The 19,906-nt window shown below is 51.5% G+C and carries 15 protein-coding genes; 11 read left to right on the plus strand and 4 right to left on the minus strand.

The window, feature by feature from the left end; genetic code table 11:
- The first annotated feature begins 59 nt into the window (after positions 1-59).
- From CFI03_RS18175 to CFI03_RS18185, 3 genes are all read left to right on the plus strand, one after another.
- Positions 60-560 carry an LURP-one-related family protein gene (locus tag CFI03_RS18175; protein WP_248758340.1) on the plus strand — a complete coding sequence of 167 codons (501 nt, stop codon included), beginning with the start codon at positions 60-62 and terminating at the stop codon, positions 558-560.
- Between the two features lie 190 nt (positions 561-750).
- The gene (locus tag CFI03_RS18180; RefSeq protein ID WP_248758343.1) at positions 751-3,165 is read left to right on the plus strand and encodes a WD40/YVTN/BNR-like repeat-containing protein; all 2,415 of its coding nucleotides are present in this window, start codon (positions 751-753) and stop codon (positions 3,163-3,165) included.
- A 339-nt stretch (positions 3,166-3,504) separates the two neighbouring features.
- Positions 3,505-8,430 carry an S-layer homology domain-containing protein gene (locus CFI03_RS18185; protein WP_248758344.1) on the plus strand — a complete coding sequence of 1,642 codons (4,926 nt, stop codon included), beginning with the start codon at positions 3,505-3,507 and terminating at the stop codon, positions 8,428-8,430.
- A 46-nt stretch (positions 8,431-8,476) separates the two neighbouring features.
- Here the strand turns inward: CFI03_RS18185 and CFI03_RS18190 are convergent, their stop codons facing one another.
- A complete protein-coding gene (locus tag CFI03_RS18190) occupies positions 8,477-9,097 on the minus strand; it encodes a hypothetical protein (protein WP_481857695.1) in 621 nt (206 codons plus the stop codon).
- A gap of 221 nt (positions 9,098-9,318) precedes the next feature.
- On the opposite strand from CFI03_RS18190, the gene CFI03_RS18195 reads away from it, so the two are divergent.
- The 3 genes from CFI03_RS18195 (at position 9,319) to CFI03_RS18205 (ending at position 11,594) form a co-directional block, all read left to right on the plus strand.
- Positions 9,319-10,056 (plus strand): DUF4184 family protein, encoded by a 738-nt coding sequence (locus CFI03_RS18195; protein WP_248758347.1) that lies wholly within the window; start codon positions 9,319-9,321, stop codon positions 10,054-10,056.
- Between the two features lie 61 nt (positions 10,057-10,117).
- Positions 10,118-10,765 (plus strand): SGNH/GDSL hydrolase family protein, encoded by a 648-nt coding sequence (locus tag CFI03_RS18200; protein ID WP_248758348.1) that lies wholly within the window; start codon positions 10,118-10,120, stop codon positions 10,763-10,765.
- Positions 10,766-10,892: 127 nt separating this feature from the next.
- Positions 10,893-11,594, plus strand: coding sequence for a type 1 glutamine amidotransferase (locus CFI03_RS18205; protein ID WP_248758352.1), 702 nt, complete (start codon positions 10,893-10,895; stop codon positions 11,592-11,594).
- A gap of 42 nt (positions 11,595-11,636) precedes the next feature.
- Here CFI03_RS18205 and CFI03_RS18210 read toward each other — a convergent pair whose 3' ends face one another.
- Both CFI03_RS18210 and CFI03_RS18215 read right to left on the minus strand, forming a co-directional pair.
- Entirely contained in the window at positions 11,637-11,981 is a 345-nt protein-coding gene (locus CFI03_RS18210) for a P-II family nitrogen regulator (protein ID WP_248758354.1), read from the minus strand.
- 2 nt (positions 11,982-11,983) lie between these two features.
- The gene (locus CFI03_RS18215) at positions 11,984-13,399 is read right to left on the minus strand and encodes an ammonium transporter (RefSeq protein ID WP_283094602.1); all 1,416 of its coding nucleotides are present in this window, start codon (positions 13,397-13,399) and stop codon (positions 11,984-11,986) included.
- Positions 13,400-13,623: 224 nt separating this feature from the next.
- Here CFI03_RS18215 and CFI03_RS18220 point away from each other — a divergent pair, with 224 nt between their 5' ends.
- From CFI03_RS18220 to CFI03_RS18230, 3 genes are all read left to right on the plus strand, one after another.
- Positions 13,624-15,567: a primary-amine oxidase gene (locus CFI03_RS18220; RefSeq protein WP_248758356.1), complete on the plus strand. Its 1,944-nt coding sequence runs from the start codon at positions 13,624-13,626 to the stop codon at positions 15,565-15,567.
- A gap of 29 nt (positions 15,568-15,596) precedes the next feature.
- Entirely contained in the window at positions 15,597-15,950 is a 354-nt protein-coding gene (locus tag CFI03_RS18225; RefSeq protein ID WP_248758358.1) for a hypothetical protein, read from the plus strand.
- A gap of 137 nt (positions 15,951-16,087) precedes the next feature.
- Positions 16,088-16,861, plus strand: coding sequence for an IclR family transcriptional regulator (locus CFI03_RS18230; protein WP_127495241.1), 774 nt, complete (start codon positions 16,088-16,090; stop codon positions 16,859-16,861).
- A 32-nt stretch (positions 16,862-16,893) separates the two neighbouring features.
- Here CFI03_RS18230 and CFI03_RS18235 read toward each other — a convergent pair whose 3' ends face one another.
- A complete protein-coding gene (locus tag CFI03_RS18235; RefSeq protein WP_248758365.1) occupies positions 16,894-17,823 on the minus strand; it encodes a helix-turn-helix domain-containing protein in 930 nt (309 codons plus the stop codon).
- Between the two features lie 123 nt (positions 17,824-17,946).
- Between CFI03_RS18235 and CFI03_RS18240 the strand changes: the two genes are divergently transcribed.
- Together CFI03_RS18240 and CFI03_RS18245 are read left to right on the plus strand one after the other, a co-directional pair.
- A complete protein-coding gene (locus tag CFI03_RS18240; RefSeq protein WP_201000690.1) occupies positions 17,947-18,834 on the plus strand; it encodes a sugar phosphate isomerase/epimerase family protein in 888 nt (295 codons plus the stop codon).
- Positions 18,835-18,848: 14 nt separating this feature from the next.
- Complete coding sequence (locus CFI03_RS18245; protein ID WP_248758368.1) at positions 18,849-19,901, plus strand: Gfo/Idh/MocA family protein; 1,053 nt, start codon at positions 18,849-18,851, stop codon at positions 19,899-19,901.
- Positions 19,902-19,906 lie beyond the last annotated feature (5 nt).

Below are 19,906 nucleotides of genomic sequence, written 5' to 3' on the forward strand. Positions count from 1 at the left end.
ACCGGCGTTATACATAACATAAAAAGGAATAGTCACGGCACGCGAAAGGGGCGACTGAATTGCAATTATATTTTCGTGAGAATTTTTGGAATGCCGGTGTGACGGAGATTTTTAATGAACAGGAGCAGCAGGTCGGACAACTCGACATGAAAAGCGCTTTTAGCTCTGCCATCGATATCTATGGAGCTAACGGAGAATTGCTTTATAACGGGAGGTTCCCCTTCTTCTCGGGTAAGTGGGAGGTCAGCGGAGCCGATGGCGAGGAAGCGGGAGTGCTGAGAAGCAGGCTGTCGTTTTTCTCAAAGAAATATGCGTATGAAACGATAGGCCGCGGTGATTACGAGATTATTTCGCCGGCCTTTTCGAGAGAATACGATGTAATCGATGAATCCGATAACGTTGTCGCCCAATTCAAACAAGTTAACGGATGGTTATCCTCCGGTGCTTTCGTGCTGGATAATCAATGCGAATTCCTGGATTCCTACGAGCTTATTGCCGTCATCATCGGCATGCATGCCATGCAGAAGGCGGCGAGCAGCGCGGGAACCGCTGGGACATAATTATAAAATAGAAGACGCTCCAATCTGGGGGCGTCTTTTCTGTTTGCTATAACCACTAATTTTGAACTGAATTTACATATAAAACCAAGGGTATCCATGGAAATTGCTTTCGTTGTACGATAACAGCGGCACATAAGAAAGCGTTTTCAATCAATGTGCTAAACTAAACTTTAACAGAGGAGAAGGTGTAATGAAGAGAAAGGTTGCAGGTATCATCGCTGTTATCGCGCTAACGGCCAGTTTATTCGGCAATGGGGTTATGGCCTCATCCAGCAGCAAGTCGCAAGGCTATGACTGGGGGAGAGTAAAGACGGTTGGCGGAGGATTTGTCCCCGGAATCATCTACAATCCTTCCGAGAAAGATCTTGTTTATGTCAGAACGGACATTGGGGGAGCCTACCGCTGGGACAAGAAGACGAATACCTGGAAGCAGCTGCTTGATTGGGTCGGCTATGACAATTGGAATATGGCCGGCGTGGAAAGCCTTGCAACCGATCCGGTAGATCCGAACCGGGTGTATATTGCCGCTGGCACTTATTCGAATGACTTTACAGATCAGAACGGGGTTATGCTACGCTCCAACGATAAAGGGGAGACTTGGAAAAAAACTGTTCTGCCGTTCAAATTCGGAGGCAATATGCCCGGCCGTTCGATGGGTGAACGTCTTGCGATTGATCCGAACAATAACAGCGTAGTGTATTTTGGAGCGCGCAACGGCAACGGGTTGTGGCGAAGCACCGATTACGGCGCGACTTGGAACAAAGTCACTTCTTTTACGGCGGAGCAGAACGTAAAGGATTATTATGGCGGAGAGGTAGGGCCGGTATGGATTGCCTTTGATGCAACAACCGGGAAAAAGGCTGATGCAAAGCATAAGAAATCGGCGCAAACAACGAAGACGATTTACGTGGGAGTTGCAGACACGGAGCAAAGCATTTACAAAAGTACGGACGGCGGCGCTACCTGGCAACCGGTTGCCGGACAGCCGCATGAAGGCTTTGTTCCTCATCATGGCGTACTCACGGCTGACGGGAAGCTGTATATTACGTATAACAGCGCGATTGGCCCTTACGACGGTCCGGCCTGGAACGGAACGAAAGCCGGTTCGGTCTGGAAATTCGATACGAAAAGCGGGGCGTGGACGGATATCAGTCCGGCTGTCATTGCGCCAACCGATGCCAGCGGAGTCCCATCCTATCCGTTTGGAGGGCTTGCGGTAGATCCTTCCAATCCGAATACGGTGATGGTCGCAACAATGAATATGTGGTGGCCGGATGAGCATATTTTCCGAAGCACGGATGGCGGAGCGACCTGGACGTCCTTCTGGACGATGGGGGAAGGCTATTCGAGGGTGAATAAGTATGATCTGGATTACTCGCAATCCCCATGGCTGGATTGGGGTAGAACGTCGAGTCCGACCGATGTCGAGCAAAATCCGAAGCTTGGCTGGATGATCGGCGATCTCGAGATTGATCCGTTTAATCCGGACCGGCTTCTGTACGGAACAGGCGCTACTCTATTCGCTGCGGAACATTTGACGGCATTGGACCGCAATAACGGCGATAAGGTGAAGGTATCCGTTCATGCCGAAGGAATTGAAGAAACGGCTGTTCTCGGTCTGATCAGCCCTCCGGACGGCGCGCATCTGATCAGCGCAATGGGCGACATTGGCGGCTTCCGGCATGAAGAATTGGACAAGGCGCCAACCATGATTACGAATCCTTACTTTGGCACAAGCACGGACCTGGATTATGCCGAGTTGAATCCGAACTTAATCGTTCGCGTAGGCAATGCGGAGAATAAAGATGCCCGGTTAGGCCTCTCCACGGATAACGGTGTGACCTGGACACCTGCTTCCAACGCGTGGACAGATACAGACGGGGATAAAACGCAAGGCGGAACGGTTGCTCTTAGCGCCAACGGAAATACGATTGTATGGGCTCCGAAAAGCGCATCGACAGACATAAGCAGACCGGTAAGCTACTCGAATGACCATGGCCAGACATGGGCAGCTTCGGCCGGCATTCCGGAGGGAGCTACGGTATCCTCCGACCGCGTAAACTCCTCTAAATTTTATGCTTATGCGGACGGGGCTTTCTATGTTAGCAAGGATGGCGGGGCAAACTTCGTTAAATCCGTCAAAGCGGTTAACCTGCCATCAAAGCTGAATAGCAAGTTTAAAGCGGTTCCTGGCGTTGAAGGCGATATTTGGCTGGTTGCGGCGAAGGATAATACGAACACGCAAAGCGAATACGGCATTTTCCATTCTACCGATTCGGGTGCCACCTTTACGAAGTTGAAAAATGTGCAGGAATCGGCGATGATCGGCTTTGGCAAGGCTGCACCGGGTCAATCGTATATGGCGATATATATGAATGGGCGTATCAACGGCAAGTTTGGATTCTACCGGTCGGATGATGCGGGCCGCAGCTGGATTCGGATCAATGATGATCTCCATCAATATGCGAATGCGACGCAAGCCATTACCGGCGATCCGCGCGTATACGGGCGCGTGTATATCGGTACTAACGGTTTTGGCATCGTGCGGGGAGATATCGCAGCCAACAAACCGAAGCCGGGGAATAGCGGACCAAAAGAAAAATAAACGAGGGTAGAAGATCAACACCCGGTACGGGTTGTACCGGGTGTTATATTAACGTTATTTGAAATCGATTTCAAACGATATCACATATCGCACAAGCGGTTTTTATATATTTAACGCCATAAAACGGCACTTTTTGTATGAAAGCGGTTAATTTCTTTTATCAACTCATTGAAATCGATTTCAATTGATGATATTATCCAATTCAGGTAAGCAGCATGACATACATCCCGGGGATTCATGCAAGTAACAGGGGGTGCAACTAGGTTTATTTATTAATCGGCTAATAGGAAAAGCAGTACTCAGCATGGCAGAAAAACTTTCTTGAGAGGGGCTTGAAGCATGGGAGCAAGTATGTGGAAACGAATGGCCGCGCAGACACTGGTCGCCGGTCTTGTTGTCTCGAGCTTTACCGGCATTGCGTTGCCGGCAGTATCGGCAGCTGCCGGTGATCCGGTTAACGTATGGATGACAACCGGTGACAAGAGCAATCTGATCGCCAAGCAGCCGGATGTCGCGTTCGAAACGAACGGCGCGCCGGCAGAGCTGACGATTGACGTAGACGAGAATACGAAATACCAGACGATTGACGGCTTCGGTGGCGCTCTAACCGATTCTTCGGCGTATGTCATTTCTCAAATGGATAATCAGGCGAAAGACGCTTTGATGAATAAGCTGTTCAGCCGCGAAGGCGACGGCGTTGGGTTCAGTTATATGCGGCTGCCGATGGGCGCAAGCGATTTTGCAACCAGCATTTATACGTATGACGATATGCCTCCGGGAGAGACGGATCCGAATCTGGAGCATTTCTCGGTTGCTCATGACAGCGCATACATTATTCCGTTCCTTAAGCAAGCGCTGCAAATTAACCCGGATCTGAAAATTATGGGCACGCCTTGGAGCGCGCCGGGTTGGATGAAAACAACGGACTCATCGGTTAAAGGGAAGCTGAAAGAGGAATATTACGGGGTTTACGCGCAATACTTCGTCAAATTTATTGAAGCCTACGAGGCGGAAGGAATTCCGATTGACGCCGTTACGCTTCAGAACGAACCGCATTTCGAACCGGCCGATTACCCGGGGATGAGAATGGAGCCGGAGGATCAAGCGAAGTTCGTGAAGGATTATCTGGGGCCTGCGTTTGAAGCGGCTAAGATCGATACCAAAATTGTTGTCTGGGATCATAACTGGAGTGAGCCGGACTACCCGATCGAGGTTCTGAACGACCCGGATGCGAAGAAGTATATTGCGGGTTCCGCCTTCCACGGCTATTCGGGCAATGTCAGCGCACAGTCGCTTGTTCATGACCAGCATCCGGACAAAGACATTTATTTCACGGAAAGCTCGGGCGGTGAATTCGCGCCTGATTTTGCAGGCAACGTGCAGTGGGATGCTCAAAATCTCATCATCGGCGCTACCCGCAACTGGGCCCGCACATCGCTCAAATGGAACATTGCGCTTGACGAGAATCACGGTCCGTATGTAGGCGGCTGTTCGGACTGCCGCGGTATAGTTACGGTTAACAGCGGCACGGATGAAGTCAAGTACAACGAAGAGTTCTATGCTTTTGGCCAGGCAAGCAAATTTGTTCTGCCGGGAGCACAGAGGATCAAGTCCAATACATTTGGCGCGGGCAGCATCGAGGATGTTGCATTTGTCAATAAGGACGGCTCCAAAGTACTGGTAGCCCTGAACTCGTCGAAGCAGCCGAAGGACTTCAAAGTACGCTGGGGTTCTAAAAGCTTCGCGTATACGCTTCCTGCCGGCGCCGTAGCCAGCTTTGTATGGAACGGAACACAGGACAGCGCGGCTGCTATCAGCCCTTATGCTGCCCTGCAGGCCGAGGATTACAGTGAAATGAACGGCATGACAACGGCAGTAACTACCGACGCCGGCGGCGGCAAAGCTGTCGGTACAACAATGGATGGCAGCTACATCGCATTTGATAACGTTGAATTCCTGAATGGCACGGCAAGCGTGAAGGTCAGAGCGCAATCGCAAGGCGACAGCGGCATCGAGTTCCGCCTTGACCGTCCGGACGGCGAGTATGTCGGCGGCGTGGATCTCACGGATACAAACGGTGCATGGATTACAAAAGCCGCCCAAGCGGAATCCGTATCCGGCAAGCATAAGTTGTATGTCGTTTTCCGCGGCAAAGCCAATCTGAACTGGTTCCAGTTCTCTTATGATTTCGTGCAAAGCAGCTATAACTATTTGAGCATCGGCGGCAGCTTTGAAGAAGGTGGACTTGCCGGATGGAATGGCTGGACGCCCGAAGGCCAAGCATCCGCTCAAAAGGCGGACAGGGATAATCCAAGAACGGGTTCCTATAAGCTTACGCATTATTTAGGCGGCAGCACGCCTTATGAACAGACCACATTCCGCACGGTGAAAGTTCCTAACGGTACGTATAAAGCTTCCGTCTGGTATCAAAAGGGCGGCGATACGAACGTAAGCCTGGAAGCGAAGAAATACGGCGGCGCCGATCTGAGCGTTGCGGCGGCAACTACGGCTTATGTGGGATCGTGGACGCAAATCGTTATTCCGGAAATTCAAGTGACGAACGGACAAGTGGAGTTGGGTATCCATTCCCGCAATAAAGGCGGCGAATGGGCTGCATTCGACGATGTGGAATTGATTCCGGTTATTGCAAAAGCTCCATCGGCAGCACAAGGAACGAGCGCTCCGGGGACACCGCAAGGAGTCGGCGCCGAGCTATCAGGCGGACATAATATCAAGCTGTCCTGGACAGCGGTCGCAGATGTGGACGGCTATAAAATCTACCGTTCTACCACGGATTCGGAAACTACGGCAAACGGAGTATATCCGGATTACCGGCTGATTGGACTCGCGGCCGGAGATGCGACCGGTTATACGGACCAAGGGCTTCGCGGCAGCACGGCCTATTCCTACCGTGTTACGTCTTTTAATGCGAACGGCGAATCAGCGGCTAGCGCTTCCGTAAACGCAACAACAGCGGCAGGGTTGGATTCCGTGGCACCGTCGGCACCGGTTGGCCTGACGGCGGAGCCGGGAATCGAACAGGTTAAATTGGCTTGGGAACCAAACGTCGAGACCGATTTCCTGAAGTACAACATTTATGTCAACGGCTTTAAACGGGCTTCGGTTGATCCTGCTCCGTCATCCGTCTATACGGTGACCAACCTGAAAGCGGGCACGCGTTATACCTTTACGGTGAAAGCGGTAGACCAAGCAGGCAACGAATCGGCGGCTAGCAACGCGGTCACCGAGACACCTACGGTGGCAAGCGTTCTGGTACCTTTCCCAGATAACAATCTCGACTTCGAAACAACGGGCAGCGATGGCAAAGCAACCCTTTCTCCATGGCAGGAATGGCATCCGGGCACGCAGTCGAATGCTTCGTCCATCGACAATGATAACCCGCGCGGCAAATATAAAATGACCCATTGGTCCGGTTCGGCTTACCAGCAATCGAACTATCAGACGCTTACCGTTCCGAACGGCGTGTATAAGGTTCAAGTGTGGGTAAGAACGGGAGGCGGACAAAGCAAGTTCCAGCTCGAGGTATCGGGCTATGGCGAGAATGCGCCGCAGCTGACGAAAGACATGAGGGGCGCAAGCGGCAGCGTCTACACTCCGTTTGCGATCGACCGTATTGAGGTGACCAACGGCAAGCTGCAAATCGGCGTTTTCTCCGATGCAAAAGCGGGCAATTGGGCGGCAATCGACGATTTCGAAGTATATCGTTACCCGGATGCTACCGTTGGCGTAACCGGCGTAACGCTTGATAAAGCTCAGCTTGCTCTCGATCTGGCCAATACCAAGACGGGGCAGTTCACGGCAACGATTCAACCAGGCAACGCGGAGAACCATAACCTGTACTGGAGCAGCAGCAATACTTCGGTTGCAACGGTAACGGATGGCGTGGTAACGGCAAAAGGAATAGGTACGGCCGAAATAACCGTTACAACGGAAGACGGCGGCTTTACGGCAACAGCAAACGTAACCATTACAAGCGGCAGCTCGACAACAACGCCTTCCACTGGCGGAGGCGCAGCGACCGGTCCTGTCGTCACGACTTCGGGAACCGGATCTACAATCAGCGGATTTACGGCAACTACGGAAACAGCTCCTAACGGAGAGTCGGCGTCCGTTGTGAAAGTGGATGCAGCTATTCTGACAAGCGCAGCTCAAGGCGGCAAAGCGGATTCCATTACAATCGATTTGACGGATCTGAAAGGGCAAAGCAATCTGCAGGCAGAATTCCCTGTCTCTATGCTTACCGAGCTTCTGAAGAACAACAAGTCTTTGACGCTCGAGGTCAAAACCGGCTTGGGAACGTATGAGCTTCCTTTGCAGGCTTTGCTAAACAGCTCCTTCACAAACGGACAACAGCTTCGCGTAGCAATCAGCGCGGTGTCCGATGCGGTTAAGCATGCAGGCGAACTGGCTTTGCAGCAGCAAAACGGTGCATTAGTTGGAGCTCCCGTTCAATTTAACGTATGGGCAGGCAGCCATTCGAATTGGCAAGAGGTTCAGAATTTTGGGAAGCAGTACGTAACTCGCACGATTCCGCTTGGCAAACCTGCCTCGAGGCCAACCGCTGCTGTTGTAATCGGTTCGGACGGCTCTGTAACTTCGGTGCCAACGACATTTGTTACCGATGCAAACGGTAACGTGACCGCGATTATTCGCACGAATCATAACAGCGTCTATGCGGTATTGGCCATAAACAAATCATTTGCCGATACGAAAGGGCATTGGGCCGAAAAAGAGATTAGCGCTCTTGCTTCAAGCTTGATTCTGAACGGTGAAACGGCCGATCGATTTGCTCCTGAGCAGCAGTTGACCCGTGCGGAGTGGGTGGCGATGCTGACGCGAGTTCTTGGCTTGACAGCAGGCAACCCGGCAAACAGCTTTAAGGATGTAACCGCAAATGCCTGGTATGCTAACGCGGTAGCGGCAGCAACAGAAGCGGGTATCATTCAAGGCTTTACGGATGGAACGTTCCGTCCGAATGACAAAATTACAAGACAGCAGCTTGCCGTAACCGCGGCTAATGTCCTTGCCTTTGTCGGCAAGTCGCAAGCTGCCGGCGCAGATCAGCTAGCGGCCTTGAAGGATGGCAGCGAAATTGCAGCTTGGGCAGCTGACGCGGTGGCACAATCGCTGAAATCCGGATTGATTAAAGGGACGCCGGAAGGCTACTATTACCCGGATAAAACAGCAACGCGCTCGGAAGCAGCAACGATTCTGTACAGACTGATTTCAACGGTTCAACGTTAATAAAAAGCAAAGCCGGCTATCCCGTGGGTAGCCGGCTCTTGTTTTATTAGAGGATCAGACCGGACGCTTCGTCAAATCCCAGCATCAAATTCATATTTTGAATCGCGGCACCCGAAGCTCCTTTGCCTAAATTATCGTATCTTGAAACAATCGTAATACGATCTTCCTGTCCGAAAACAAAGATCTCCAACCGGTTCGTGTTCTTGCATTCATCAATCAGGAAATGACCGTCCTCCAGATAAGCTTCCGAATCGTAAGGCATAACCTGGACAAATCGCTCCGCCTCGTAATACGCGGCCAATATTTCGTGCACCGTTTTTGCGGATGCCTGTTTAGCCATGCTTCTTCCCGTTAACGGAACGGTCATTGCCAGCCCTTGGGGATAATTGGCTTTAATAGGCGTAAACACCGGAGGATATTCAAGTCCTGAGAACATGGCCATTTCGGGTAAATGCTTATGTTTATGAAGCAAGGAATAAGGCCTCGGAACATGGAGTTTAACGATGGAAGCCGGGTCTGCATTCTCGTATTCTTCAATTCCGCTTTTTCCGGCCCCCGTATAGCCCGAGGTCGAAAAACAGGAAGCAGGATAGTCCTTCTGCAAGAGACCGGATTCTATTAAAGGTCTAACGGAGAGGATAAAGCCGGTGGCATGGCAGCCTGGCACGGAGATTCTCGATGACGCTTGTATCCGTTCCCGCTGGTGTTTTAATTACGGCAACCCGTATACCCAGCTACTGTCCGTTCTGAATAATGAACTTGCGTTGAATATACACACATCCATTATAGATGACCAGTCTTTTTGAAATTTTTGAAAATCCTGTAACCTTTTTCTGTTCCGTTCGTCTATAACCTTTAGAAATAAAGTATAGATTGGAGCTCGAAGGGATGCCTTATACGCTAGCTCATCCGATATTTGCTTATCCGCTAAAAAAGATAAACCGAAAGCTTTTGAGCGTTACGGGTCTGGTGCTGGGCAGCATGGGGCCGGATATGGAGTATTTCGTGCGGCTGGAGCCTTATCAGTCTATCGGGCATACGGCTGCGGGCTTATTCCTGCAAGTTATCCCGCTTAGCCTTGTGCTTGGCCTTTTGTTTCATTATGTGGTCAAAACCTCGCTTGCCCTGCATCTTCCTTCGTTATTTGATCTGGATAAACGTGCCTATCATCTGATCGGAAGCTGGGATAGGAGAGGCTTCAAGGCTTGGTTCGTCTATTTGCTTTCCGTGATCATCGGGTTCTATACGCATATTCTGGTAGACGGGTTTACTCATGAGAGAGGTTACTTTGTTCATCATGTGGCTGTTTTGAATCGGATTGTCTTTCTGAATCTGCCTTTATTTAAAATGCTGCAGTACAGCTTTTCTCTGCTGGGACTGTTGGTCATAACGCTAACGGTCCTTATCAAGCTGTATAAAAGCAATCCGAGGAATGAGGATATTGTTACCGTGCCTTCCTATCAGAAATGGATGTATTGGATGGTTGTGTTCCTTTGGGTGGTGCTGCTCACGGGGTTGAAATTAAATGCCAGCAGTCTGCCGGCTATCAGTATTCTGGCTGTTGCGCCTGTTTCGGGAGTCTGCGTTGGCCTCGTTGCCGCTTCCATGATTTACAGAAGAACGTAGTCTTCTATAAAATGGGAGAGGAAGCGTTTGCTTTATTTCTTACGCAAAGGGGAAGTTTAGAATGGGGAAAGTGATTTTGTTTCAAGGTGATTCCATCACGGATTGCGGACGTTCTCGGGATGGGTATGCGGGCCAGCTGCTTGGGCAAGGGTATGCGTATCATATTGCCGGTCGGCTGGGCAGCGAGCAAGCGGAGGCCGGGCATCAATTCATTAACCGGGGGATTAGCGGGAACCGGGTTTCCGACCTGTACGCGCGCTGGAATGAAGATGCGATTGCGCTTAAGCCGGATCTCCTCAGTATTTTGATCGGGGTTAACGATACATGGCGCATCATGGACAAGCTGCCGAGCGGCGCGACGGACCGTTTCGAGCGGGCTTACCGCGTTCTGCTGGAGGAGACGAAGGAAGTATTGCCGGATACTGGCCTTGTGCTTTGCGAACCGTTTGTTCTCCGGACAGGCGTAACTGCCAAGGAATGGAGCGGCTGGCGCGAGAGGGTAGAGCGGCAGAGCGAGGTTGTGAAGCAATTAGCGGAAGAGTACGAGTCGGTATTTGTGCCCTTCCAGCAGGCTTTTGATCAAGCGGCGGAAAAAGCTGAGCCTGATTATTGGCTGTTTGACGGCGTACATCCAACGGCGGCCGGCCATTATTTGATGGCATCCGAGTGGCTGAAGGCCGTGCAGAACAGCCCGCTTGCCATTGTTTAATCCTATTTTAACCGAATGAATTCCTGTCGTTTCCCACTATGTGAGAAAATCGAGTCGAGTCTTCCCGAATTCAGCTCTACAATAAGACTATAGACAACAGACACGTTTCACACGGGAGGGAATTGGGATGAACATACTGGCGTTTCGGCATTTCGACTTTGACGATATAAGCACCTTCTCGGATTGGGCGCAGTGGGGCGGTCATCAGCTTACGGTTGTGAATCCGGCAGTGGAATTGGATAAGAAATGGCTGGACACAACGGAGCTGCTGCTTATTCTTGGCGGGCCAATGAGCGTCTATCAAGAAGATAAGTTCCCTTGGCTTGCGGATGAGAAAAGGTTTGTAAAATCGGCGATGGACCGCGGAATTAAAATATTGGGAATCTGTCTGGGCGCACAGATGCTTGCGGAAATTCTTGGCGCAAAAGTATACCGGCATACGCTTAAGGAGATTGGCTGGCACCGCATTGAGCGCACCGGTGAAGAGCATCCTTGGCTGAAGGAAATGCCGGCTGAATTCCACTCGTTCCAATGGCATGGCGATACGTTTGACCTGCCTGAAGGCGCAACCCTGCTCGCAACCTCGGATGCTTGCGGACATCAAGCCTTCTCGTACGGAGAAGATGTGTTAGCCCTGCAGTTCCATCTCGAGACTACGCCTGCCTGTATGGAGCAAATGGTAACGCGTTGGGCAAGCGAGCTGGTTGATTCGCCCTATATCCAATCCGCTGAAGAGATTCGCCGCAATATGCACCGCGTTGCCGCTTCCTTCCATATTTTGCACCAAGTGCTGGATCAGGCGGCTCTATCGCCTATCAAAGCTTCCTAATAGAGAACCCTCCCGACTTCGTAAACGGGAGGGTTCTTCCGTTTATTGGCCCAGCGCAGCCCGGCCATGCTCGCCGGTTCGAATCCGGATCGCGTCGGCAATGTCCGTAACGAAAATTTTGCCGTCGCCAATAGCGCCTGTTCTTGCCGCTTCGATAACGGCCTCCGCCGCTTCTTCATAGAGGTCGTCGCTAACGACGGTTTCGATTTTGTTTTTTAATATGAAATCCGTCTGATATTCTACTCCGCGGTATAAGGTCCGGGTTCCTTTCTGAATGCCTTGGCCGCGGACATCGCTGATGGTCATGCCGCTGATTCCGATGGTGTGAAGGGCGGCTGTCACGCTGCTTAATCTCTCGGGACGAATAATAACGGTCAGCAGCTTCATGGTTACACTCCTTTCATCTCGGGACTCGCGGTAAGCACGGTGCCGGCAGGCTGATACTCCGTTTGCGGCCTTGCGGGAATGCCGCTGTTCATCGCTTCAAAGGTGTTATAGGCATTCTCCCCATGCAGACTGAGGTCAAGCCCGGTTAATTCCTGCTCTTCCGACACCCGAAGGGTTGTGAATAAAGAGATTGCCTTCAAGATGACGAAGGTGCCAACGGCCGCAAGACCAATCGCGACAAGCACGTCTACGCATTGAATAAGGACCTGCTTGGCATTGCCGTGAATAAGTCCGTCTGCTCCGGCAGGGTTAACCTTGGTGCTGGCGAATATGCCTGTCGCAATGGCTCCCCAGATCCCGCCAATCCCGTGAATGTCGAATACATCAAGGGAATCATCGTATTGCAGCTTGGCTTTGACGACATGAAGGCCCCAGTAGCAAATGACGCTTGCAAGAGCGCCGATTGGAATTGCCGAGAGCACCGACACGAAACCCGCTGCCGGCGTAATAGCTACTAGTCCGGCAATGACGCCGGTTACGCCGCCAACCATTGTTGCTTTTCCTCGTAATCTCCATTCCATAACCATCCATAGCACGCCGCCTGCCGCTGCAGCAACCTGCGTCGTAACAACGGCAAGGCTTGCTAACCCGCCTGAAGCTAGGGCGCTGCCTGCATTAAAGCCGAACCATCCGAACCAGAGACACATCGCTCCAATCATAAAGAAAATAAGATTGTGGGGCGGTAGAGTTCGGTTAGGGAAGGAACGTCTTTTGCCTACGACCAGAGCGGCGACCAGCGCGCTTACGCCGGATAAAATATGAACGACGGTTCCGCCGGCGAAGTCGAGCCCGCCAAGCTTCGAGAGCCAGCCGCCTCCCCATGCCCAGAACGCCATCGGGGCATAGACGAAGGTAACCCACAGAACGGCAAATATGACCCATACGTTAAACTTGATCCGCTCGGCCACGCCGCCGGAGATTAAGGCGGTAGTTATGGCCGCGAACATTCCCTGATACATGGCAAAGATCAGATGAGGAATCGTCAGGCCATCCTTGGCATCCACGCCGACATGCTGGAAGCCGATAAATTCAAACCCTCCAAATACGCCGGAAACTCCGGGTCCAAACGCAAAGCTATAGCCCCATAGCACCCAGACAAGCGTAACGATCACAAATGCGCTCAAGCTATGCATGACGGTAGACAAGATATTCCGCTGGCCAACGAGACCTCCGTAGAATAAAGCGAGTCCGGGCATGAACATAAACATGACGAGTACGGTTGCGACGATAATCCACGTCGTATCCCCGGTATCTACGACAGAGGTCTCTCCTTCCGCGAAGGCAGTTAAAGGTAACGCGGTGAAGAGCAGAGTCACCCATGAAGCGATTGATAAGTACTTTTTCCAGGATTTCAGCATGTAAGTCCCTCCTATATTTATATGTTAGCTTTGATGACGTAATTATGACCAGCTATCCGAATAGAGAGAACGGGAGTATCCCGATATGTGAGAAAATTGAAAAATTCGGACAAATCAAATTCTGATTTTCTCGATATTCGGGAAACAGAGGTTTGACAGCAATAAAAGACGGGATATTATTGTCACATAAGTTAACATTAAACAAACGAAGAGAGGCGATTGAAATGACACCACTTACTTTATCGTTAGCGAATCACCCGCTGGAGCCGCTTAGCCGGGAAGAAACAAGCGCCGCCGTACGCATTCTGAAAGAGCAGCGGCAATTAACCGAATCCGACCGGTTTGTGCATGTTGCGTTGAAAGAGCCCAAGAAGGAGATTGTCATGGAATATGACGGCTCCAAACCGTTTGAGAGAGAAGCCTTTATTATTATTCTGAACAAGAAAGAGAATGCGACCTATGAAGCTGTCGTTTCTCTTACCGGACAAAAGGTAGTCTCTTGGGTGCATGTTCCGGGCGTACAGCCAACCATCATGCTGGATGAGCAGGCGGAATGCGAGATTGCCGTCCGCAATAGTCCGCTGTTTATTGAAGCGCTGGAACGGCTCGACATCCATGCGCCGGAGCTCGTAATGGTAGATTTGTGGTCGCCGGGCAATTGGGGAACGGAAGAGGATGCGACCCGACGGTTAGCCAAACCCTTGTGCTTCCTCCGCAGCGATGAGAAGGATAACGGTTACGCCCGTCCATTGCCGATTGTTCCAATTATAGATTTGAATACGATGGAAGTGCTTCGGGTTGAAGAATATGAATATACGAAAATTCCCGATAAGGAGTTCAACTATACGCCCGACCGGGTAGGGCCGCTGCGCGGCGGGATCAAGCCGGTCGAAATTACGCAGCCGGAAGGTCCAAGCTTTACGATTAACGGGCATGAGGTAGAGTGGCAGAATTGGAAGTTCCGAATCGGCTTTAACGCCCGCGAAGGTCTAACGCTGCATACCTTGTCCTATCATGATCAAGGACGCGACCGTCCGGTGCTGTACCGCGGCTCCTTGTCGGAGATGGTTGTTCCTTATGGCGATCCGGGTCCTATTCAGAACCGGAAGAACGCGTTCGACAGCGGGGAATACGGTATTGGCCAATTGGCGAACAGCTTGGAGCTTGGCTGCGACTGCGTGGGCTATATTAAATATTTCGACGGCGTCATGACGGACAGCAAAGGGGATTTATTCGTCATCAAAAACGCCATCTGCATGCATGAGGAAGACTTCGGCATTCTGTGGAAGCATACGGATTGGCGTACAAACGACGTCGAAGTTAGGCGTTCCCGCCGGTTAGTCATCTCCTCTATTTCGACGGTGGCCAATTATGAATACGGATTTTTCTGGTATCTCTATCAGGACGGCAATATTCAATTCGAGGTGAAGCTGACGGGGATCCTGTCCACGGCTGGATTACATCCGGGAGAAACGCCGAAATACGGCAATATGGTGGGACCGGATCTCTATGCGCCCAATCATCAGCATTTCTTCAACGTTCGTCTCGATATGCAGATTGACGGCAACGAGAACTCGGTCTATGAGGTCAATGTCGTACCGGAGGAGCCGGGCGTGAACAATCCTAGAGAGAACGCTTTTTACGCTAAATCGACACTGCTGGAGACGGAGCTTCAGGCGAAGCGCGATATTAAGCTGGAGACGGCGAGGTATTGGAAGTTTGTTAACGATAACGTGAAAAATGAGCTTGGCCAATCCGTCGGCTTCAAAATCGTGACGGGGGAGAATTGCTTCCCGTTTGCTTCGGATAATTCCAGTCTGATCAAGCGCGCCGGATTTATTAAGCACCATCTGTGGGTCACCCCTTACGACGAGGATGAGATGTATGCTTCCGGCAAATATCCGAACCAGCATCTGGGCGGAGACGGGTTGTCCGCTTGGGCGGAGAAGGACCGGAATATTAAAAATACCGACGTTGTCGTATGGTACACGATGGGGCATACCCATGTGCCCCGTCCGGAGGATTGGCCGGTCATGCCTGCCGCGTATATCGGCTTTATGCTGAAGCCGGTCAGCTTCTTTAATCAAAGCCCGGCCATTAATCTGCCTCCGCAGGCGAAGAAGAAATATTGCGGCAGCACGGTGAAGGCGGACGGCTGCCAGAGCTAAGTTAGGCATAGAAAGGAGAGGCATGTCTAATGATGAAATTGCGGCATCTGAGCGTAGAGTCGAAATATTCGGTGCTGTCGATGGTATCCGTGTCCGGCGTGCTTGTTCTGCACCTTGTTCATTGGCTGACAATGCCTCTTATTATGGGGACGGTCAGCGAAATGCATCATCATCATCAGGAAACGGGTAACAATAGTTCCTTTCTGATGAGTACCGTAATGATGGTCTTATTTCTTATCAATCTGGCAAGCATGTATTTTGCCGTCCGGCAGCTGATCGCCGCCGTTATGAAGAAGGACAGTCATACGGGGCATTCGATTGTATGCACAACGATCTCTCTAGCCGTTTTGTGTGTAGGGATTTATACCTTATTATCCTTTTGAAGCTTCGGGAGAGCTGATGCGTGTCAGGGATGCATCAGCTTTTTCCCCGTGAAAGAATGAATTGCCAAATGATAAACGTCCATTCTACAATAAGATGGAATAGGGATGTTCGAAAATATGACATGGAGGCGAAACTCATGTCCGTGATCTCGAAGGCGATACATATACTGGATTATCTAGTGCCGCAGGGGAGCGAGAAGGAAGTCAGCGTGACGGAGATCAGCCGCGAACTCGATATGCCGGTGCAGAGCGTACATCGCATTCTCGCTTCCTTGTCGGAGCATGGCTTTGTCTCCCAGAACAGCAAAACGAAGAAATACAAGCTGGGCTTGTCGATTATGAAATACGGATTTCTGATGTGGGACAGCTTGCGGTTCCGCTCCATTGCCAGACCGTTTATGGAAGAGCTGTCGAAGAAGACGAAGGAAACGGTCTACCTGGCTACCCGCGAGAACACCGAAGGCGTGTATATCGACAATATCGATTCTCCGCAGCTGCTCAAAATTTCCGAGCCGATCGGGCTGAGGCTGCCGCTTGTCATCGGGGCTTCCAATCGGGTTATTCTGGCGTACATGACTTCCTCAGCGAGGGAATCCATTTTGAATCAGATTGATTGGGAAGGCTTGCCGTCTCTGCGGCTTTTAACAAGAGAATATATTGCCAATGATCTGGAGCAGATCCGCAAGCGCGGGTATGCGATTACCTCCGGCGAAGCGACGGAAGGGACAACGGGCATCGGCGCGCCCATCTTCTCTTACGAGAATACGGTGATCGGTTCCCTGAATTGCGCAGGCCCAACCTTGCGTTTTACAGCGGAGAACATCGAGAAGTACAGCTATTACGTGAAAAAATACGCGGATCTGATCTCTCAGGAGTTAGGGTACCGGCATTTGTACCGAATCAACGAGTAATTAAGAATGGCGATTATTCAATAAAAATCCCCTTAGGCGATTGGCTCGCTTAAGGGGATTTTGTTTGCGTCGGCCAGCTGTTTTCTGAGCTGGGAAGGGGCAACGCCTTTGTACTTTCTGTACATCTTCGTAAAGTAATTGGAGTTGTCGCAGCCGACACGGCCCGCAATCTCGGTAATGGAGAGATCGCCGGCGAGCAGCAGCCGCTCCGCTTCATTCACCCGGCATACGTTGACGTAATCGATAAAAGTCCGGCCGGTAAGCTTTTTGAACATTTTGCAGAAATGATGGACGTTCAGGTTCATCCGCCTTGCCGCATCGGCTACCGTCTGCTTGTCCGCAAAGCTGGCTTCAATATATTCGATTAATGCCTTGAACTGTTCGCGGTTATGCACGTATTGATTGGTCGCTTGCTCCGGAAGCTGCTGAGGCAGAAATTTGCGGGACAGCAGAGTAAGCAGCATATGAAGCTGCGATTTTACCATCAATTGATAGGCGGGCTGCTTCTCTTTAAACTCCGTGCTGGCCTGCTCCAGCAAGTAATAATAATCCGCGCAGGACGGATCGAGCCGGGTTGGCTTGACCGGCAGCTGTACGCGGCCCTCCAAATAGGGCAGGACATATTTCGTATGAAGAGAATCCTGCATCCAATTCTGGAAGAGAGAGCTGTTATAGACGATAGCGAGGTATGAGATTTCTCCATCGCATAGACTGTAGCCGACATGAAGCGCTCCGGCAGGCACGAATAAAACATCCCCCGGAAGAGCCTCGTAAGATTCGCTGTCGATATGAAAGACGGCGCTGCCTTGCTGCATGACGATAATTTCGAAATGCTCATGCCAATGCAAATAGAGAATCAGCTCGCCCGGCTTCTTCTGAAGAGCGCGGTTCGAAAAAATTTGAACCGGGTGCATTTTCTCGTCTATTCGAGTATTCTCGCGCAGTTCCTTCGGATAGCTCATGATAGATTCAACTCCACAATATTGGACTAGTAAAACACAAGAATGGTCGAGAATCGTCCGTTTTCCCGCGCTATACTGAGGTTGCATTCAAAATTAATCCACCAAAATAGGAGTGGTAATGATATGACGAATATACTTCGGATCGGAACATTGGTTGGCGGAGGCGACGCGGTGCGCGTGATTCCTCAGATTGCTCCTCACGGCTTCGAATCTTACAGCTTGACGTTCTGGCAGACAACGGGCGACACGAATCTGGTCGAGACGGCGAAGCGGGTTCGCGAGCTGTCCGATGAATACGGTTTCATTATATCGACGGTTGGCATCTTTGGCAATCCGTTGACCGGCGCGGGAAATAACGCGGATACCCTTGCAAGCTGGGAAAGACTGATCGATCATGCGCATTTGTTCGGGACGGACATCGTATCCGGGTTTACCGGACGTTTGACCGGCGAATCGATTGACAGCTCTATCCCGCGGTATGCGGAAGTATTCGGAGAGCTGGGCAAGCGGGCTGCGGATAAGGGAGTGCGAATTGCGTTCGAGAATTGCGATATGGGCGGCACCTGGGAAGCCGGCGATTGGAACATCGCGCATAACCCGACGGCTTGGGAAATGATGTTTAACGCGATTCCGTCCGACAATATCGGTCTACAGTGGGAGCCATGCCATCAGATGGTCTCGCTGATCGATCCGATTCCGCAGCTCCGCAAATGGGTGGACAAAGTGTTCCACGTCCATGGCAAGGACGCAACCATCGCTTGGGATATCGTGAAGGAATACGGCATTCACGGTCCAAAGCCATTCGTGTGGCACCGGACGCCTGGCTTTGGCGATACGAACTGGACGGATGTTATCACCATTCTCAGACAAGCCGGCTATCAAGGAACGATCGATATCGAAGGCTGGCATGATCCGGTCTACCGCGACGAGCTGGAGATGACGGGACAAGTCCACGCATTAAATTATTTGAAGCAATGCCGCGGCGGACAGTTTGTGCCGAATCCGAAATAGGGGAGTGCATGCGAATGAGCGCAACATATAAAGTTGTAGTAGCGGGCTGCGGGGGCATGTCGAACATCTGGATCGATACGGCCATCGAGCGCAAGGATACGGAGATTGTCGCTTTAGTCGATATCAAGCAGGAGTTTGCCGAGAAAATGAGGGAGAAGAAGGGGCTAAGCTGCCCTACCTTCACCGATCTTGCCGAGGCTATCCGGAAGACCGGCGCTAATCTTGTCTTTGACGTAACGATCCCCGCGAGCCATCACCGGATTGCAAGCACGGCGATGCAGCTTGGCTGCAATATCTTTGGGGAGAAGCCGCTTGCGGAAACCGCGGAGGAATGCAAGGATCTGATCCGGATCGCGGAGGAAACGGGGAAATCGCATGCGGTCATGCAAAACCGGCGGTTTGATCCCCGTATTCGCGCGCTGCGTCATTTGCTGGACTCGGGTACGATTGGCAAGCCGGGTTTTGTGAACGCGGATTTCTTCCTGGGGCCGCATTTCGGCGGATTCCGGGAAACGATGGCAAGTCCGCTGCTGCTCGATATGGCGATCCACACATTCGATCAGGCTCGCCTAATACTGGGGGCAGATCCGGTGTCCGTTTATTGCCACGAATTTAACCCGCCGGGCTCTTGGTACGAAGGGGCGGCCGCGGCAGTCTGCATCTTCGAAATGTCTGACGGGTCGGTGTTCAATTACCGCGGTTCCTGGTGTGCGGGAGGGGCAAACACGTCGTGGGAAGCAGACTGGAGAATCACGGGCGAGAAGGGGACGGCGATCTGGAACGGGCATGATGCCCCCTTTGCGGAAGTGATTGCGCCGGAACCTCAGGAAGGGAAGTTCATTAAATCGTTTGTCCGGGTAGAGGCGGATTCCGCGGTATACAATGCTCATTCGGAAAGAACCGGGCATCCGGGCTGCCTCGACGAGATGTTCCTCTCGCTGGAGGAAAACCGCAGGGCGGAAACCGACAGCCGGGATAACCAATACAGCATGGCTATGGTTAATGCGGCGCTGAAAAGCGCGCGGACCGGGCAAAAAGTAACGATTGCGGATTTTATTCGGAGGTAGCCGAT

The sequence above is a fragment of the Paenibacillus sp. ATY16 genome (assembly GCF_003399985.2).
Taxonomy (GTDB): Bacteria; Bacillota; Bacilli; order Paenibacillales; family Paenibacillaceae; genus Pristimantibacillus; species Pristimantibacillus glycanilyticus.

What these genes read in the sequence shown, in the direction of transcription:
- CFI03_RS18210 (WP_248758354.1), bottom strand. Translation starts at nt 11,981, where the DNA reads ATGAAGCTGCTGACCGTTATTATTCGTCCCGAGAGATTAAGCAGCGTG.
- CFI03_RS18205 (WP_248758352.1), top strand. Translation starts at nt 10,893, where the DNA reads ATGAACATACTGGCGTTTCGGCATTTCGACTTTGACGATATAAGCACC.
- CFI03_RS18200 (WP_248758348.1), top strand. Translation starts at nt 10,118, where the DNA reads ATGGGGAAAGTGATTTTGTTTCAAGGTGATTCCATCACGGATTGCGGA.
- CFI03_RS18220 (WP_248758356.1), top strand. Translation starts at nt 13,624, where the DNA reads ATGACACCACTTACTTTATCGTTAGCGAATCACCCGCTGGAGCCGCTT.
- CFI03_RS18180 (WP_248758343.1), top strand. Translation starts at nt 751, where the DNA reads ATGAAGAGAAAGGTTGCAGGTATCATCGCTGTTATCGCGCTAACGGCC.
- CFI03_RS18225 (WP_248758358.1), top strand. Translation starts at nt 15,597, where the DNA reads ATGATGAAATTGCGGCATCTGAGCGTAGAGTCGAAATATTCGGTGCTG.
- CFI03_RS18240 (WP_201000690.1), top strand. Translation starts at nt 17,947, where the DNA reads ATGACGAATATACTTCGGATCGGAACATTGGTTGGCGGAGGCGACGCG.
- CFI03_RS18230 (WP_127495241.1), top strand. Translation starts at nt 16,088, where the DNA reads ATGTCCGTGATCTCGAAGGCGATACATATACTGGATTATCTAGTGCCG.
- CFI03_RS18185 (WP_248758344.1), top strand. Translation starts at nt 3,505, where the DNA reads ATGGGAGCAAGTATGTGGAAACGAATGGCCGCGCAGACACTGGTCGCC.
- CFI03_RS18245 (WP_248758368.1), top strand. Translation starts at nt 18,849, where the DNA reads ATGAGCGCAACATATAAAGTTGTAGTAGCGGGCTGCGGGGGCATGTCG.
- CFI03_RS18235 (WP_248758365.1), bottom strand. Translation starts at nt 17,823, where the DNA reads ATGAGCTATCCGAAGGAACTGCGCGAGAATACTCGAATAGACGAGAAA.
- CFI03_RS18215 (WP_283094602.1), bottom strand. Translation starts at nt 13,399, where the DNA reads ATGCTGAAATCCTGGAAAAAGTACTTATCAATCGCTTCATGGGTGACT.
- CFI03_RS18195 (WP_248758347.1), top strand. Translation starts at nt 9,319, where the DNA reads ATGCCTTATACGCTAGCTCATCCGATATTTGCTTATCCGCTAAAAAAG.